Genomic DNA, 16,577 nt, shown 5'->3' with positions numbered 1-16,577 from the left:
ACCTTTCTTTAAATTTATAAAACAAAAAAAGCTGTTAGAACCTAATTCTAACAGCTTAATATAAGTGTTTTTGAATTTTACTTCAATTTGTTTTCAGTGTCTTTGTAAGTTCCTGTAATGGTTACATTGCTTCCTTTTGTAACTTTTCCGTAGATTGTTATAGAAGAGTTATTTCCGATAAAGTTAATTTTAGCACCGCTGTTTAATCTTAAATCTCCCCAGATTACAACAGAACCTTCAACTTGCAAATGAGCATTATTATTGATAATTAACTCGGTCGGATTCGATTGCTGGTATTTTCCTTGAGACAAACTCCCTGTCATGTTGAAAGTGCCACCGCTATTTAAAATCAAACTATTTTGAACAGTAATTGATCCGCAATGTGTTAAAACTGCATTAGAATTAATAATTGCTGAGTTAATAGCAGTCGCACCTTGATATGATTTTATGTCGTTTGAATTCAAAATCAGATCCTTACCTTGATTGTAAATGCTATATGAGGTACAGTTTGCAAAAGTTGTGTTTGGTTTTTCCATTTTTATGATTTTCAAACCACCTGTTCCGCTCGCAACATAAATATAATTGCCGCTTGATTTTACATAGTTTGACGAACCTGCAATTCCAACAGAACCTAATAAATTAAGTTGTGTTGCAGATTGGTACACATTCAATCCAAGAGCACCGTTTGCCACAAAAGCATAACCATCATTAAAAGAAACAGCATTTGTTACATTATCTTCTCCAGCTGTTGCAATTGCAATGCTTTGCAATTTAGAACCGCTGTTGATATCGTATACGCCAAGACCGTTTGGACCTTCAGAAACAAAAAGTTTTGTTCCATCAATATCCATTGTTCTTTTTGCGCCACTTACATCTGTTGATGTTGTAAAGCTTTTTTGCAGAGCAAGAGTCGATTGATTGTAAATATTAACGCCTTTTGTACCGCTTAAAGTTACCACTTTATCGCTTGTTAAAGCAATAGAACGTAAATCGGCTACAGCAACTTTTCCTGTGATTTCTTTTGTAGAACTGCTTAATTTAAATAAACTTCCGTTGTCTCCAGTCACAGCAAAGTAATTAGAAACATTGGCCGCAACGTCAGTTGTAACTCTGCTTTCTAAATAATTGGCTTTGAATTTATCTGTAAGCATTCCAGAACTTAATTCCATATTAAGCACAATAGCAGGATTGTTTGTTAGAAGCGGATCTTTATCAACATCTTTCGCTGCTCCGATAATTAAATTTGAACCAGAAAAAGTTAGAGATGTAATATCTGTATTAGGAATTAGGGCAGAAGCAACCAATTTTGGTTTGTACGGATCTGAAACATCAATTACATCAATAGCTCCAGAATAAGCATCGCCTCTCATAATATAAGATACATAAGCATAATTTCCGTTGACAGTTACATGGCTCGCTTGAAGCGTTCTTCCGTTAGCATCAACTGGAGGTTTGACTTCGGCAATTTGAACTAAAGGAAAAGAAGTGTTAGAATTTTCAGTTGCTTTTCCTGTTAGAGAACCATTTTCGATTGAAATTACCCCTGAATTGGTTAAGTCAAGTCTTTGATTCAATGTAGATTGATCTGAGGTAATAGTAATGTTATTTGACGATTGTCCATCGTTTTTGTTGTCATTATTATCGTCACAACCTATTAACAGTGACATAGCTAAAAATGAAAGCAAATAAACATTCTTTTTCATAAATTTCTTTTTTGGATTTAAAAATTCGGCGCAAAGATATATCATAATCACATTAAACAAAGGTTAATTCTGCTAAAACCTATTCTTTTACAGTGATTTATACATGAATTATAAATTTTTAACAAAACTTCGAGATTTAGTTGGCATAAAAAAAGAGAGTATCATGTTTTTGATACTCTCTTGTATTGATTACTAATAATTTAGCAATTATCTTCTTCCGTGTCCGTGACCATGGTCGTGATCATCATCGTGATCGTGACGATCATGTTTTCCATGGTGTTTATCGTAATGTTTGTCATAACGTTTGTAATCTCTTCTGTCGTCATAACCATATACAGGTCTTGGTCTGTAAGGTCTTTGTGGAGCTCCATAATAGCCTTTGTAGTATTTCACTTTATGACGATCAAAATATACATAAGGAGTTCTACCGTGATAGTCTGTTAAAACTACTTTATAACCTCCATATAAATCATAATTTCTATATTGTCTTGGCAAGTAAGTTGCTCTTACCCATCTTCCTCCTCCGAAATAGATAAACTGAGCAGCACGAACATCGTAGTAAGCTTCAATATCTGGAAGATAGTAATATTCCATGTCTGAATATCCTACTGGTCCCCAAGCAGGTGGAGTACCTATATTTACATTTACTGATACTTGGGCTTGTGTGGCGTTTGCAATCATTAGAAATAATCCGGCTATTGCTAATTTTATCGTTTTCATCTTTTTTGTTTTTTTAATGTTAATCTTGAATAGGGATACTCATATACTGTGCCAAAAAAACATTGAGATGTATTTTGTCGAATAAAAATGCATTTCATCGAATAAATAAAAAGTTTAAACAGTTGTAATTTATTGATAATTAGTGGTTTTGTTTGTTTTTGAATTTCTTAAAAAAAATATAAATTATTTGTAATTGACAACACGAGGTTTGGTAAGTTCAAAACTTTGAAGTCGATAATCGGTTGTTTCAAAAGTATTGGTCTTAAACACATTGTCTCCTTCCTGCGGAATACTAGGATAATATGACAATGATAGTTGGAATGAACTGAAAACCAAATAATCATTACTAATTAAGAGTCCTACGGTAAGCTTAGAGTAAGCTTTACTCTTTGTCATTGCTATTTCAGGACTCCCCAATACTGCAATTGAATAGTTAAAAAATGGGTTTAAACGGAATCCTAATAAAGAATGTGGAGAATATGTTTGTGTCTGAAGTGATAAAATAGCTTTACTGGTTCCGTACAAGTAGCTGTTAAACCCTGCCAAACCATTTTGTTCATTTATATTTAATTGATCTCCAACAATATCATCCCGATTTATTCCAATTACTACTTTGGGATTTATGAATTGTCTAAGTTTCCAATTTCCGATGCTGAATAATTTGGTAAAATAATTGGTTTCAAACAAAAAAGAAGTTTGATAAGTTTTAGACTGATGGAAAAAAGTTCCCGCTTCAAAATTCATACTTAGAAAACCTAAACGGTAGTAATTTCCAAAAGAAAACTGAGCTCCAATGTAGGGCCTCCAAAAAGTATTTTTATATTGATAACCAAAAGTTATACCATATATTCTACCTATCGAGACGTCTTCTGTTTGCCCATTCCTAAAAATGTAACTGTCTTTGATAAATTTTCTTGTATTAAATCCAATTCCGCTAAGAATTAGTTTCTCAGAAGAATAAAAATGATTGGGATCATAAAGTTCTGAAGGCGATTCGCTATAATTGACATTCAGAAATCGAGCAGTTGTGATTAGATTTGTAATTGCTTTATTATTGTCTTCGAATACTTTAAAAGCACGACCAACCCAAACATCTTGTGATGTATATTTCTTAGGCTGATAAGCAAATGTAGAGTCTGGAGCTTGAAGCGTATCTCTTCTAAAATTTTCATCCATATATAAACCACCAGCCCATTTTGTTAGAGGAGAGTAAAAGTCTCGTTCAATATCAATGCTTTTAATGTAGTTATTGTCCAAATCCATTTTATAATGGAAAACAGTTCCGATATAGGTATTCTTAATATTAGGAACTGTATAAGTTGCTTCATTGCCATTTTGGCCATCATCAAAGCGGTTGGTAAAACGATATTCCAATTGCTGGCCTGTTCCAAAAAAGTCTTTTTCCTTAAACCCAATAGAAACCTGATTACTGGAAATAGAGAACCTCGGAATTGTACTCCAAGAATCTAAAACTCGAATGGTGACATCTACAGAATCTGAGGCTCTACCAACACTCTGATTGGAAATTTTAACCGCTGTTACATAACGCTGCGCACGAATTAAACGTTCAGTCTCTAAAACTTTATAGGTGTTATAAGGTGTGTTTTTCTTAAAAAGCAATAAATTATATATTGCTATTTTTTTTGTTTTAAGGTGAAGCCTATTACCCATTCTTTCTCCCCAATTTTTAGGAATTTGAGTAGTATCGGAAATAGAGTATCCAAAAGGATCTAAAGTAACAATATTAATCTTTCTAATAATTTTGCCTTCATAATTAGTAGAATCAATAGAAACAAGCAATTCGTCTTTTTTCTTAGGTTTCTTAGATCTAAAGAATAATTTATGCATTGCCTGCGTAAACTTATTTTTTTTAGAATAATTTCTAATTTTAGTATAGATTTCTGTAGTATCTTTTTCCTTTTTTGATTCTTTTCTACTACCTTCTACCTGCGCATGTCCACTTTGTAAACAAAAGCAAAGCAAAATGAAAATCAGTATTTGGTTGTGTTGAGACATTCAGTAGTTTTCTTCTAATAAATTTTAGTTTTATGAATATAATGAATAAATAAATGCTATGCTAGCATAACGCTTTTTTTAATTTTCTGTTTTAATTTTTCTTTTTCTCCAAACAAATTTTCTTGGAACATGATTTCCCATAAGATAACCCCAAGCCGAGAGCGATTCAATTCGATCAAAAATGATTTTTAAAATAGCTAAAAGAGGAATAGCTAAAAACATTCCGGCAATTCCAGCTGCGGCGCCTCCAACAATGATTCCCATAATAGATACAAAAGCATTTATTTCTACTTTAGAATTAATGATTAATGGCACAAGCAGATTATTATCAATAAACTGAACAATAATATTTACAATAAGAATACCTAGGATTACCGATATTTCTCCAGATCCAGTTAGTGAAGCCAAAACGGTGATAACTCCAGCAATAAAAATTCCGATATAAGGTATTAGATTCAGAATTCCTGTGATTAGTCCGAGAAGAATAAAATATTTAACGCCAATAATCCATAAACCAAGACTGGTCAATACCGAGACAACAATCATTTCGATAATTAAACTTACAATGTAATTGTTGATAGAAACTTTTATCTGAGATAAAATATCCTGCAAAACAGCATGATTTTCCTGTTTGATTAATTTCGCAAAAAACAGTTTGAAATGTTCTTTGTAAATCAGAAACAAAAAGGTGTAAATAATCATAATGGTGCTGTCTAAAACAACATCGCTTATAGATATAATAAACGAGCCTAGTTTTGCTTGACCTGTTTTTACAGAATCTTTTGTAACAGAATCCAGATATTTTTTCTGTTCTCCAATGCTTACCTCAAAATTTTCTCTTATAAATTTATGGATTTCAAGAATAAATGAGTTTGCGTTTTTCTTTATGGTTTCAAAATCATTTGCCATATAAGTGACTTGATAGGAAATAAAAACCAATATTCCGACAATAATGGAGATAAAAATGGCAAGACAGATTATTGCCGCAAGATGCCTTGGAAATTTAAGCTTTGTATTTAAAAAAGTAAAAATCGGAAGTAATAAAACGGCAAATAAAAATGCCATTAAAATAGGAGTAAGGATATCTTTTCCGAGGCAAAAAATAAATGCAAAACAAATTAAGGTAACAAGAATGAAAGAAAGTTTTGCATAAAAGGGTAATGTTACGGGCCGAGTCATTTTTTATTTTATTTAGCTGAATTTATAAAACAAATATTACACTTTATTTGTCTTTTTGCGTTCCAGCTTTTTGACTGCCCGTTATAAAATTCCCATTATATTTTAGTCGAAAAACTCACGCTCTTCGTACTTTGCAGGAATAATCGAAATCCCTTTTTGAAGTAATAGATTATTTGGAAAAATTATTTTTTCACCTTCTTTTGTTTTTAAGCTTACATGAAAGGTATTTATGTCTTCGATTTCAGCTTCGATAGGAAAATCTTTGTCGTGTATTTTTATAGTATCTCCAATTCTAAAAGGAAAGGAGAAAAATAAAATCATTCCGGAAGTAATATTGCTTAAAATAGACCATTGGGCAAACATCGCTACTCCAATTACAGTTGCAATGGAAGAAATGGTAATAAAAATATCTTCTGTCTGAACTCCCCAGATTACTATTAGAGTGGTTACAACCAGTATATTCATTAAGATATTAATATACTTTATAACCAAATTAGTTCGGTGTTCAAATAATTGGCTTGTAGCGGCAAAACGTCTTATTAGTTTAGCGATTACCATTCGCAATACAATCAAAACTCCAATAAGAATGATTGTTGCTATTATTTCTCGGCTATACTCTTTAAAAGAAAACATAAATAGATTTTTACACTAATGTAGTCAAAAATTCATAAACTTTGGCTGTCGGAAGTCCCATAACATTGGTATAAGAGCCTTCTACTTTTGCAACTGCCATAAAACCAAACCATTCTTGTATGCCATATGCACCAGCTTTATCGTAAGGTTTGTAATTTTCGATATAATACAAAATAGCTTCATCTGACAAGTCATTGAAAGTTACTTTAGTAATATCGTGCAAAAGAGTAGAGGAGTCTGCGGTTTTAAAACAAACCGAGGTAATTACTTCATGCGTTGCATTTGACATCGATTTTATCATAGCAAAAGCTTCTTCAGCGCTTTTTGGTTTTCCTAAAGCTTTGTTCTGATGCCAAACAATAGTGTCGCTTGTAACCAAAATTTCATTTGCTGCCAGTTCACCTTCAAATGCATTAGCTTTTAATTCAGCCAGATAATCTGTGATTTCTGCAGCTTTTAATTCTGGCGGATAGATTTCTTCAACATCTTTTAAGCGAATTTCGAAATCTAGATCTAAATCCTTAAAAAACTGTTGTCTGCGAGGCGAACCCGAAGCTAAAATAATTTTATATTTTTTTAATTTTTCTTTAAGCATTGTATTTGATATTTAAAGCAATAACTAGAATTGATAAAATTCCGAAGAACAAAATAAGTTTTAAAATACTGCTTAAATGATGAAATTCTTTCTGAGATTTGGCACTAAATATTTTTACAATAAAATAAAGCAAAGGCGCCAAAACAGTTGCAAAAGCATAAAATACTGTAATGTAAAGTTTGTTTTGCATGAAATAAGTATTGCAATAAAGACCAGATAGAATAAATGCAATGACCGCAAAACCTAAAGCTATTTTTGCTGCTCGGTTAACTCCAATTGCAACTGGCAGAGTATTCATTCCCATATTGTAGTCACCATTTACATCTTCAATATCTTTTACAATTTCTCGAATAAAATTGATCATAAAAGCAAATAAAGCATAATCAATTAAAATAGAAAATAAACTTGCCATTTGCGCCTGATTTTCGGCTGTAGTAGCAGGAAAAAGATCAAAAACTCCTATAATCAAAACACTCACAGCCAAAAGCAACGCAACGACAAAATTGCCTAAAATCATGATTTGCTTAAGAGTTGTTGCATAAAAATATAACAGCGACGCGATTAAAATAAAAAGCGAAGCAAAAGTAGGCCTCATAATGATATTCGACAGAATAAAACCAATTGCAACTCCCGAAATATTCAGACCAATATAAATGTTATAAGCTGCGGTTTCTGTAATTCCTTTTCCGACAACAACATCATTTGGCTTGTTAATGCTGTCGGTTCCTACATCATAAATGTTATTGATAACATAACCTGCAGCAGCCAATAAAACAGTGCTTAAAACGAGTAGCCCGTATTGCCAATCGGATAAAGCCAGCGGAATTTCCTGCTGTTTTAAAAAGGCATAACGAAAAAGCAGTTGCATAAAAGCAAGCATTAAAAGGTTTTTGTAACGAATGAGTTTGAGGAATTTCATTTTTTAAGGTTCTAAGGGGCTAAGATTCTAAGATGTTAAGTTTTTTAATTAACAATTTATAATTCACAATTAAATTAATCGTGCTTTCCGTTAAAATATTCCATCCATTTTCCTTGCACTTTCATTACTTGCTCGATAACATCTCTGGCAGCGCCGCGTCCGCCTTTTACGTGCGAAATATATCGGCATATTTTTTTAATTTCTGGACTTGCATCTTGCGGACATGTTGGAAGTCCAACTAATTTCATTACATGAAAATCAGGAATATCGTCTCCCATATATAATACATTTTCAGGTTTTATATTATGAGTTTCTATATATGCCGTAAAAGTTTTTACTTTATCAGGAGTTCCTAAATGAATATCTGTGATACCTAAGTTGCGAAGACGAATACGTACGCCTTCATTGCTTCCTCCAGAAATAATGCAAACATGATAACCGCTTTCGATTGCCGCTTTCATTGCAAATCCATCACGAATATTCATTGTTCTTAACATTTCGCCTTCATTGGTCACAAAAACAGAACTGTCTGTAAGTACGCCGTCTACATCAAAAACAAAGGTTGTGATGTCATTCATTAATTCTTTATAACTTTTTGCCATTATGCTGTATAGATTGTGTTAGGATTTTATAGATATTTTTTTTGTTTTCGTCTTGTAAAAAAGCCAGATGCGCATTTGTGGTATTTGAATCGTGGCGTATCGCTGGCCCAGTTTGGGCGTCAATAGGATCGAGTGTATTGATTTTATCAGCGGTTTCTTGAATTAATGGTCTTAAAACAGCAAAAGGCACTTGATTTTCTTCACAGATTTCTTGCCCCATTTGGTATAAATGATTCGTAAAATTGCTTACAAAAACAGCTGCTACGTGAAGTGCTTTACGCTGTTCTGAACTGATAGAATAAACTGCAGTTGAAACGCTTTTTGCAATGGTTTCCAAAAGTTTAAAATCGGCTGCGTTTTCTCCTTCTAAGCAAAAGGGAACTACAGAATAATCGATTTCTTTATTTTTAGAAAATGTCTGAAGCGGATAAAAAACACCGCGTCGGTTCTTAGGATTTAAAAGCTCAATTGAAGATGTACCAGATGTATGAACCACAAGTTGATTATTAAACGGAAGTTGGTCTGAAACTTCTGTAATAGCATTATCAGAAACTGAAATAATATGTAAATCAGCAGGTTCTAATGCTGCAAAATCAGTTACAATCTTTTCAGAATCAATTAAATGAAGTAAGGCTTCTTTCTTTCGTGAAAAAACCTGTTTAATTTCAACAATTTTGCTGGCAGAAAAAGCCTTTATCAAATGCTGCGCAACGTTGCCGGAACCGATTATTGTTATCTGAATCATGAAAGCAAAATTAGTATTATTTTTTTTAATCAAGAGTCTATTGGTTACTGATAATGCATTTTTGAAGTTTTTATTGCCTTTTGTTTTTTGTTAGAATTCTAACACAATTTGAATAAAAAGAACGAATCAAAAAACGCATACTGATTTTGTAAGTTTAAACTTTCTATATTATCAATTCGTTTAAAAAATAGTCCTTATTTTTGGTTTTTATTAACAAAAGGCAAAGCCTGCTAATCAACATTTTTAAGTACTTTTGTCGCACTTTTATACAATGTAATCCCTAAGAAATGGATAAAAAAATATTCTCTTTTTTGTTTTCTACACGTTTAATGGCCGTTCTTTTTTTAACATTTGCAATTGCAATGGGTATTGGAACTTTTATCGAAAGTAAATACAATACCGACACAGCCAGAATATTAATTTACAACACATGGTGGTTTGAAGCAATTATGGTCATCTTTATGATCAATTTTTTCGGAAACATCAAAAGATATCAACTGCATAAAAAAGAAAAATGGGCTACGCTATTATTGCACCTTGCATTTATTTTTATCCTTTTAGGAGCTTTTATTACTCGTTATATCAGTTATGAAGGAATGATGCCAATTCGCGAAGGCGCGGCAGAAAACCAAGTTTATTCAGATAAAACTTTTCTAACCATTTTTGCTGACGGTGAATATAAAGGCGAAATGAAAAGAAGAGTTTTTGAAAAAAGCCTTATACTTTCTCCTGTAACCAATAACGATTTTAGCATTTCTGGAAAATTTGATGAAACTCCTTTTGAAGTTAGCTATTCTAACTACATCATGGGAGCGAAAGAAGTGGTTAAACCAGATCCAAACGGAACTTTATATCTTAAATTAGTTGAAGCTGGTGCTGGCGGACGTGAAGAACATTACCTTAAAGAAGGTGAGGTTCAGAATATTCACAACGTTTTATTTGCCTTAAATAAGCAGACAGACGGTGCAATCAATATCAATACAACAGGAAAAGAGTATACTATTCAGACTCCTTTTGAAGGTGAATTTATGCGAATGGCAGATCAGTTTAAAGGAAAAGTTACAAAAGATAATGTACAGCCTTTAATGATGCGTTCGTTATACAGCATTGGAGATATTAGAATTGTATTTCCAGAACCACCATTGAAAGGTAAAGTAGACTATGAATCTAATAACGATTTTAAAGCAAAATCTCATAGAGATGCTTTGGTTGTAAAAGTAAAAGCAGAAGGACAAGAAAAAGAAGTAATGCTTTTTGGTAACAAAGGACAAGTTGGAGAAGCTAAAACAGTTAAAATTGGCAATATCGAATATTCTTTATTTTTTGGAAGCAAAGCTTATGTTTTGCCATTTAAAATTCGTTTGAATGACTTTATTGCTGAGAAATATCCTGGAACAGAAAAAAGCTATTCTTCATACAAAAGTAAAGTAACTGTTCAGGATTCTACAGAAACTTTTGATGCAGATATTTTTATGAACCACGTTCTAGATTATAAAGGATTCCGTTTCTTCCAGTCTTCATTTGATCCAGATGAAAAAGGAACTGTCTTATCTGTAAACCATGATTTCTGGGGAACAAATATTACATATTTTGGGTACTATCTATTATATATTGGCTTAATGGCTATTATGTTTACTAAGCATTCTCGTTTTGGTGATCTGAAACGTAAACTTGAAGCTGTTAAAAAGAAAAAAGAAAAACTAATTACGATTTTAGTTTTATTGATCGGATTAAATGGTTTTGCACAGCAAACGCCTCATGTTCATTCACACGATCATACTCATGATCACGCACATTCTGCAGATCCAAACGATCACGCGAATCATGTTACGGCACCGCCAAGTAAGAAACAACTTGATTCATTATTAAATATCTATAAAGCTCCAGAAGCTCACGCTGCAAAATTCGGCCGTCTGATTATTCAGGATGCTGGCGGTAGAATGAAGCCTATCAATACGTTTTCATCTGAATTGCTTCGTAAAGTGAGCCATGATGATACCTACAACGGAATGAATTCTGATCAGGTGTTTTTATCAATGACGCAATACGCTCAGGTTTGGATTCAGGTTCCTATTATTTATATTAATACAAAGAATGACAGTATTCGTAAAATCATTGGTATCGATTCAAAAGATAAATACGCACCGTTTGTAAAATTCTTTGACGAACAAGGAAATTATAAATTATCACCTTATTTAGATGCTGCTTATAAAGCGGCAAATCCAAATAGTTTTGAAAAAGATTTTGTCGAAACAGACAAAAAGGTAAACTTAATGGAATCTGCTTTGAGTGGACGTATTTTAAAAATATTTCCTGTTCCAAATGATCCTGGAAACAAATGGGTTTCTTACTTAGAACGTGATAATGCAGGATTTAAAGGCATGGATTCTACTTATGTGAAACAAATTCTACCTTTATATTTTAGCGCCTTAAATAACGGTTCTATTGAGAAAAATTTTGATACAGCCGATAATTTAGTAGAAAGCATTAATGGCTTTCAAAAGAAATTTGGAGCCAAAGTAAGACCAAGCGAGCAAAAGATTGATGCAGAGATTGCTTATAACAAATACGACGTTTTTCAAAAATTACCGTATTGGTATATTACAGCTGCAAGTTTTATGTTCATTTTTATTATTGTCAATATTTTCTTTGAGAAAAAATGGCTTCGTATTACAATAAATGGATTCCATATTATTATTGGATTATTATTTGTGCTTCATACATTAGGATTAATAGGACGCTGGTATATTTCGGGTCATGCTCCTTGGAGTAATGCTTACGAATCTATTGTATATGTATCTTGGTCAACGATGTTCTTCGGATTGGCTTTTGACAGAAAATCAAAATTGACAGTTGCTTCATCTGCTTTCGTTACTGCTATGATTTTGATGGCGGCATACTTGAATTGGATTGACCCAGAAATTGCAAACTTACAGCCAGTTCTTAATTCATATTGGTTAATGATTCACGTTGCTGTTATTGTGGGTAGTTATGGTCCAACTGCATTAGGAATGATTTTAGGTTTCGTATCGCTATTATTGATTTTGTTTACAACTGAGAAAAACAAAGCAAGAATGGAACTAAATATTAAAGAAATCACTTATATCAACGAAATGTCTTTAACAATCGGTCTTATCATGTTGACGATTGGAAACTTCTTAGGAGGGCAATGGGCAAATGAAAGCTGGGGACGCTACTGGGGATGGGATCCAAAAGAAACTTGGGCTTTAATCTCGATTATGGTTTATGCGTTTGTAATTCACGCTCGTTTTGTTCCAGCTTTAAGAGGAAAGTGGTTCTTTAACTTAATGAGTATGTATGCTTTTGTATCTATTTTGTTTACCTATTATGGTGTGAATTTCCACTTAGTAGGTTTACACTCTTACGCAAGCGGTGAAGCGCATTCATTAAATTGGATTTATTATTGCTTAATTACAATTTCTATAATTGGAGCTATTACTTATCCAAAATATAGAAAATACTATAAAACGAAAAAAGTAAAAAAATAATTAAGTTGATTGATGTAAAAAAAGGGTTCAAATTTTTGAACCCTTTTTTATTGCTTAAAATTTTGTTTCTCAAGAGAACTTTCCGCTTAATAAAAACACAATCGTTAGGAAAGTAAAAAAAGAAAGGAAGAAAATTAGGTGACTTAAAATAGATAATAGAAAAGCCTTTGTTTTTGACATTTTATTAAAAAATTGAACATTGGTCCAGAATATCAATATTAAGCCAATAGGATAAGTTATGCTTGAAAATTGCTGTATATGATCTGTTTTGTTTAGATATAGTAAAACTGGAAACATCAAAATTTGAACAAAAAGTCTTTGAGACGCCTTAAATGTATTGAGCACAAAAAACTCTACAAAGTTGTATCCTTGATTTCTAAAAACGGCATAAGTTCCTATAGTATAAAAAGGAATTGTAGCGATTGTGACCCAAGAAAAATGAGTGGCAAACCATTCATTCAAATGATTGTAATCTAAATATTCACTCGATGAGTTTTTGAAAAAATTAATTTCAAAATAATGACACATAAATCCGTACAGTGTTGCCAGAAGTACAACTAAAGACAAAGGCTTAAAATGACGAACTCTTTTTCCTTCAATAAACTCGCGAATAGAATGTCCAGGCCTAGTAAATAATTGTTTTAAAGAATATAAAATTCCTTTGTCAAAATGCAACAAACCATGCTGAATATCGTGCCACAAAAAATGCGCATTGATTTTGTGTGTTTCTGCTGTCTGCCCACAATTATTACAATAATGACCTTTAAAAATCTGATGGCAATTCTTGCACATTATTTCCATTTCAGTTCAATATTTTATTTATGAATTACTTTTTCTTGAAATTCCATTCGGATACATAATTGCTAATAAAACGATTATTAGCAGAAAGTTATATTCTACACCGTTTCTTCCGCCGCCTACAACAAACCAGCCTTCTTGGAAATGAACCAAAACGATCCCCATAATTAGAATAAAAATGGTGATAAAACCTGCTGGCATAATATATTTATTTGACAGTAATAAAATAGCTGCTATAATATGCGAAATCTTAATTGACCAAGCGAGAAATACACCAAAAGGAGCAAAACCAATCTGATTTAAGTATAGATTTCCAAAATCATTGATTCCACCGTTAAACATTCCAAAAACAGAATGTGTAAGAAGTATAATAGCAGTAGCAATTCTTAGTAGTAGAGTTCCGTTCATGATTATTTAATTTTGGATTATAAAAAACGCATATTAAAATTAATTAATATGCGCTTAAAGTTTACAATTGAGTTTATTTTAAACTTTTCCTAAAGTATAAAGTTGTTCCATTGTTGGAGTAAGACTTCCGCCAGCTGGCTCGAGAGTGATTCCGAAAGCCTCTGCTGAATCGGTTTGATTTACAGCAAAGATTTTTTGCTTGTTGCCTTCAAAATTATCCAGTAAACCAATGCTTGTTGGAGTAAGTACAGGACTTAGTTTTAAAGACCAAACCTGATAAACCATTCCTTTCGGAGGAGTTGGCAATCCAGCAGCATCAATATAAGTCGTTTTAGTCTGTTTGTTCCAGTAAACTTTAGCAAAAGAAGTTGGAGAAACAGCTTGCCCTCCAAGAGTTACACCCGTATTCTTGATATCTCTAACAATACTTAAGTTTTTCTCGGTTTGCTTATTTTGCTGATCTAAAAAGGCATATTCTCTTTGAATCTTGTTCTTTTCATTCCCAACAGTAGAAATCGCTTCTTTAGTTTTTGTCAATTCTAAAGTCTGATATCCTAAACCAAGTAGTAATAATACTGCAGCTGCCCAGCCTACATATTGCGACCAATTTGAAGTTGGTTTCATTTCAACTACTTTCCCGTGTTTAAGTTCAAGGCGGGCTTTAATTTTCTCGAAATTTTCTACAGAATGGAAAGGAGAGAAGCTCGATGAAAGAGCAATAACAGCCTTTTCAATAGAAATTATTTCTTGATCCACTTCAGGATTATTTTTTGCCAATTCGGCAATTTCTAGGTTTTCTTTTTCACTTAATAAGCCATAAACGTATAGCTCTAAAATTCCTGATTCTATATATTCTTGTGCTTCCATTATATTTTCAAATAATTACGTAAATCGTTAATACAGTTTCTGTTTTGAGTTTTTATGGTTCCCAGTGGCAATGCCAATTCTTCTGAAGCTTCTTGCTGGGTATACCCTTTAAAGAACAACAAATTGATTATTTCGATACATTTTGGTTTTAGTTTTTTTACAAATTCCTGAATTCCAATTGCATCAAGTTTATGACTCAATTTATTACTCTCATCTAAAAGATTTACGAAATTATCTGATGAAAGGTTTTTTTGGCTGTTATTATAGTCTTTAGAACGAAGTTTATCGATCGACGTATTTCGGGCGATATTAAGGATCCACGTGTAAAATCGTCCTTTGCTTTCGTTATAAGAATCTATGTTTTTCCATATTTTGACAAAAACGTCTTGAAGCACATCTTCTGCTTCTTCGCGATTCTTGATTAGCACATGAATGACTGAAAACAAGCTTTTTGAATACATGTCATATAAATGTGTAAAAGCTTTTTCGTCCTTTTTGTAAATTAAAACTAGCAGTTCTTCTTGACTCATAGATTGGGATTTTTAAGTTTAAACTTTAGAAATTAAAAGCATTATATGTTAAGCAGTTATAAAGTTAATTTATTTTTTTATCATTTTTTTATTTTTTTTAACAGTCTAAAACCTAGGAAAATAAAGGCTTCAGAAAAAAAATGCGTTTTTTTTTACTTTTTTTAAAACCAAAAACAATCCTATTACGTAAATGTATTTAAAGAGATCAGAAAAATCTTAGGCACATTATTAAAATTCAAAAAAGCTGTTGTTAAAATAGTATTGAGAATATGATGGATAGCAAAATAGTAGTCAAAATATTAATAATAGGATTAACAACAGTTTTGTCATTGACCATTTTTACTGAAAAAGATTTTGTGAAAGAAACTTTATCAGGTTACATAAACAGCAAGCATCCAGCAATTGATGCTTAATAAGATTTGATTATAAAAAAATATTTTAAAATATTATATAGTTGATGCACTCGGACTTCCAGACAGAAGATTTTTTTAATATGTCAACTTTACATCATTACAAGCCATTTGATTATTTGAAAAACACAAGACATATAGGGGGTAAATAAATTTTCGACATAACCGAGTCATCAACTATAACTTATAAAAGGTTACATAATAATTAATTCATGGTTTGATTTGTTTGTATGGGGGGAAGCCTAACGTCTGATTAACGTTAGGCTTCATTTTTATTTAACTTTTGATTAGCAAAAAAAAAGTTTTTGTAAAATGGATTTTAGCTAATTTTATAAAAAATTATAAGATGAAAAAAATACTTTTTATACTATTTGGAGCAGCAGTTTTATCTGCAACAGGATTAAATGCTCAAACCAGTTCAAACAAATTATCTAAAAAAGATAAAACCATGGCAAAAGAAACAATTTATCAATTTAAAGTAGAAGATTTATCAGGAGATACTTTTGACTTTGCATCTTTGAAAGGCAAAAAAATCATGATTGTCAATACGGCTTCAAAATGTGGTTTAACTCCACAGTACAAAGATTTAGAAGCGGTTTACAAAGAATATAAAGATAAAGGTTTTGTAATTGTTGGTTTCCCTGCAAATAACTTTGCATCTCAGGAGCCAGGAACAAATAAAGAAATCGAAACTTTCTGCCAGCAAAACTATGGTGTTTCTTTTCCTATGATGAGTAAAGTTTCAGTTAAAGGAAGCGATATGTGTGATGTCTATAAATTCTTAACTGAAAAATCAAGAAACGGTCTGCAAGATTCTGAAGTTGAATGGAATTTTCAGAAATACTTAATCAACGAAAAAGGAGAATTGGTAAAAGTAATTAAACCAAAAACTTTAGTAACAGAACCAGAAGTTATCAATTGGATTAAAAGCTAAATTTAAAAA

General features: G+C 32.0%; 16 protein-coding genes. 3 read left to right on the top strand and 13 right to left on the bottom strand.

Going from position 1 to position 16,577, the window contains the following annotated elements; genetic code table 11:
- Positions 1 to 77: 77 nt before the first annotated feature.
- The 9 genes from NU08_RS11220 to NU08_RS11180 all read right to left on the bottom strand — a co-directional run bounded on the left by NU08_RS11220 (position 78) and on the right by NU08_RS11180 (position 9,112).
- Positions 78 to 1,703 (bottom strand): hypothetical protein, encoded by a 1,626-nt coding sequence (locus tag NU08_RS11220; RefSeq protein WP_129747193.1) that lies wholly within the window; start codon positions 1,701 to 1,703, stop codon positions 78 to 80.
- A gap of 207 nt (positions 1,704 to 1,910) precedes the next feature.
- Positions 1,911 to 2,423, bottom strand: coding sequence for a hypothetical protein (locus NU08_RS11215; protein WP_129747192.1), 513 nt, complete (start codon positions 2,421 to 2,423; stop codon positions 1,911 to 1,913).
- A gap of 183 nt (positions 2,424 to 2,606) precedes the next feature.
- A complete protein-coding gene (locus tag NU08_RS11210; RefSeq protein ID WP_129747191.1) occupies positions 2,607 to 4,439 on the bottom strand; it encodes a hypothetical protein in 1,833 nt (610 codons plus the stop codon).
- Between the two features lie 78 nt (positions 4,440 to 4,517).
- A complete protein-coding gene (locus tag NU08_RS11205) occupies positions 4,518 to 5,618 on the bottom strand; it encodes an AI-2E family transporter (RefSeq protein ID WP_129747190.1) in 1,101 nt (366 codons plus the stop codon).
- A 102-nt stretch (positions 5,619 to 5,720) separates the two neighbouring features.
- The gene (locus tag NU08_RS11200; RefSeq protein WP_129747189.1) at positions 5,721 to 6,251 is read right to left on the bottom strand and encodes a mechanosensitive ion channel domain-containing protein; all 531 of its coding nucleotides are present in this window, start codon (positions 6,249 to 6,251) and stop codon (positions 5,721 to 5,723) included.
- 10 nt (positions 6,252 to 6,261) lie between these two features.
- Positions 6,262 to 6,846, bottom strand: a complete 585-nt coding sequence (locus NU08_RS11195; protein ID WP_129747188.1) for a Maf-like protein — start codon at positions 6,844 to 6,846, stop codon at positions 6,262 to 6,264.
- Complete coding sequence (locus NU08_RS11190; protein ID WP_129747187.1) at positions 6,839 to 7,765, bottom strand: geranylgeranylglycerol-phosphate geranylgeranyltransferase; 927 nt, start codon at positions 7,763 to 7,765, stop codon at positions 6,839 to 6,841. The genes NU08_RS11195 and NU08_RS11190 overlap by 8 nt, the downstream gene beginning before the upstream one ends.
- Positions 7,766 to 7,839: 74 nt before the next feature.
- Positions 7,840 to 8,367: a KdsC family phosphatase gene (locus tag NU08_RS11185; RefSeq protein ID WP_129747186.1), complete on the bottom strand. Its 528-nt coding sequence runs from the start codon at positions 8,365 to 8,367 to the stop codon at positions 7,840 to 7,842.
- Positions 8,351 to 9,112: a Rossmann-like and DUF2520 domain-containing protein gene (locus tag NU08_RS11180; protein ID WP_129747185.1), complete on the bottom strand. Its 762-nt coding sequence runs from the start codon at positions 9,110 to 9,112 to the stop codon at positions 8,351 to 8,353. Before NU08_RS11180 ends, NU08_RS11185 begins: the two co-directional genes overlap by 17 nt.
- Positions 9,113 to 9,399: 287 nt before the next feature.
- Between NU08_RS11180 and ccsA the strand changes: the two genes are divergently transcribed.
- On the top strand, positions 9,400 to 12,621 hold the full coding sequence (ccsA, locus tag NU08_RS11175) for a cytochrome c biogenesis protein CcsA (RefSeq protein ID WP_129747184.1): 3,222 nt from the start codon (positions 9,400 to 9,402) through the stop codon (positions 12,619 to 12,621).
- 69 nt (positions 12,622 to 12,690) lie between these two features.
- Here ccsA and NU08_RS11170 read toward each other — a convergent pair whose 3' ends face one another.
- From NU08_RS11170 to NU08_RS11155, 4 genes are all read right to left on the bottom strand, one after another.
- The gene (locus NU08_RS11170) at positions 12,691 to 13,422 is read right to left on the bottom strand and encodes a DUF3667 domain-containing protein (RefSeq protein ID WP_129747183.1); all 732 of its coding nucleotides are present in this window, start codon (positions 13,420 to 13,422) and stop codon (positions 12,691 to 12,693) included.
- 18 nt (positions 13,423 to 13,440) lie between these two features.
- Positions 13,441 to 13,827, bottom strand: coding sequence for a DoxX family protein (locus NU08_RS11165; RefSeq protein WP_129747182.1), 387 nt, complete (start codon positions 13,825 to 13,827; stop codon positions 13,441 to 13,443).
- Positions 13,828 to 13,905: 78 nt separating this feature from the next.
- Positions 13,906 to 14,694, bottom strand: coding sequence for an anti-sigma factor domain-containing protein (locus tag NU08_RS11160; protein ID WP_129747181.1), 789 nt, complete (start codon positions 14,692 to 14,694; stop codon positions 13,906 to 13,908).
- Positions 14,694 to 15,224 carry an RNA polymerase sigma factor gene (locus NU08_RS11155; protein ID WP_111369022.1) on the bottom strand — a complete coding sequence of 177 codons (531 nt, stop codon included), beginning with the start codon at positions 15,222 to 15,224 and terminating at the stop codon, positions 14,694 to 14,696. Before NU08_RS11155 ends, NU08_RS11160 begins: the two co-directional genes overlap by 1 nt.
- A gap of 269 nt (positions 15,225 to 15,493) precedes the next feature.
- Here NU08_RS11155 and NU08_RS22335 point away from each other — a divergent pair, with 269 nt between their 5' ends.
- Together NU08_RS22335 and NU08_RS11150 are read left to right on the top strand one after the other, a co-directional pair.
- Positions 15,494 to 15,637 carry a hypothetical protein gene (locus NU08_RS22335; protein ID WP_165352449.1) on the top strand — a complete coding sequence of 48 codons (144 nt, stop codon included), beginning with the start codon at positions 15,494 to 15,496 and terminating at the stop codon, positions 15,635 to 15,637.
- A 343-nt stretch (positions 15,638 to 15,980) separates the two neighbouring features.
- Entirely contained in the window at positions 15,981 to 16,568 is a 588-nt protein-coding gene (locus tag NU08_RS11150; protein ID WP_129747180.1) for a glutathione peroxidase, read from the top strand.
- Positions 16,569 to 16,577 lie beyond the last annotated feature (9 nt).

It is taken from the genome of Flavobacterium anhuiense (assembly GCF_004151235.1).
Lineage (GTDB): Bacteria > Bacteroidota > Bacteroidia > Flavobacteriales > Flavobacteriaceae > Flavobacterium > Flavobacterium anhuiense_A.
This window is presented reverse-complemented; position numbering and strand designations above follow the sequence as displayed.

What these genes read in the sequence shown, in the direction of transcription:
- NU08_RS11155 (WP_111369022.1), bottom strand. Translation starts at nt 15,224, where the DNA reads ATGAGTCAAGAAGAACTGCTAGTTTTAATTTACAAAAAGGACGAAAAA.
- NU08_RS11190 (WP_129747187.1), bottom strand. Translation starts at nt 7,765, where the DNA reads ATGAAATTCCTCAAACTCATTCGTTACAAAAACCTTTTAATGCTTGCT.
- NU08_RS11205 (WP_129747190.1), bottom strand. Translation starts at nt 5,618, where the DNA reads ATGACTCGGCCCGTAACATTACCCTTTTATGCAAAACTTTCTTTCATT.
- NU08_RS11165 (WP_129747182.1), bottom strand. Translation starts at nt 13,827, where the DNA reads ATGAACGGAACTCTACTACTAAGAATTGCTACTGCTATTATACTTCTT.
- NU08_RS11200 (WP_129747189.1), bottom strand. Translation starts at nt 6,251, where the DNA reads ATGTTTTCTTTTAAAGAGTATAGCCGAGAAATAATAGCAACAATCATT.
- ccsA (WP_129747184.1), top strand. Translation starts at nt 9,400, where the DNA reads ATGGATAAAAAAATATTCTCTTTTTTGTTTTCTACACGTTTAATGGCC.
- NU08_RS22335 (WP_165352449.1), top strand. Translation starts at nt 15,494, where the DNA reads ATGATGGATAGCAAAATAGTAGTCAAAATATTAATAATAGGATTAACA.
- NU08_RS11185 (WP_129747186.1), bottom strand. Translation starts at nt 8,367, where the DNA reads ATGGCAAAAAGTTATAAAGAATTAATGAATGACATCACAACCTTTGTT.
- NU08_RS11160 (WP_129747181.1), bottom strand. Translation starts at nt 14,694, where the DNA reads ATGGAAGCACAAGAATATATAGAATCAGGAATTTTAGAGCTATACGTT.
- NU08_RS11195 (WP_129747188.1), bottom strand. Translation starts at nt 6,846, where the DNA reads ATGCTTAAAGAAAAATTAAAAAAATATAAAATTATTTTAGCTTCGGGT.
- NU08_RS11210 (WP_129747191.1), bottom strand. Translation starts at nt 4,439, where the DNA reads ATGTCTCAACACAACCAAATACTGATTTTCATTTTGCTTTGCTTTTGT.
- NU08_RS11180 (WP_129747185.1), bottom strand. Translation starts at nt 9,112, where the DNA reads ATGATTCAGATAACAATAATCGGTTCCGGCAACGTTGCGCAGCATTTG.
- NU08_RS11150 (WP_129747180.1), top strand. Translation starts at nt 15,981, where the DNA reads ATGAAAAAAATACTTTTTATACTATTTGGAGCAGCAGTTTTATCTGCA.
- NU08_RS11220 (WP_129747193.1), bottom strand. Translation starts at nt 1,703, where the DNA reads ATGAAAAAGAATGTTTATTTGCTTTCATTTTTAGCTATGTCACTGTTA.
- NU08_RS11215 (WP_129747192.1), bottom strand. Translation starts at nt 2,423, where the DNA reads ATGAAAACGATAAAATTAGCAATAGCCGGATTATTTCTAATGATTGCA.
- NU08_RS11170 (WP_129747183.1), bottom strand. Translation starts at nt 13,422, where the DNA reads ATGGAAATAATGTGCAAGAATTGCCATCAGATTTTTAAAGGTCATTAT.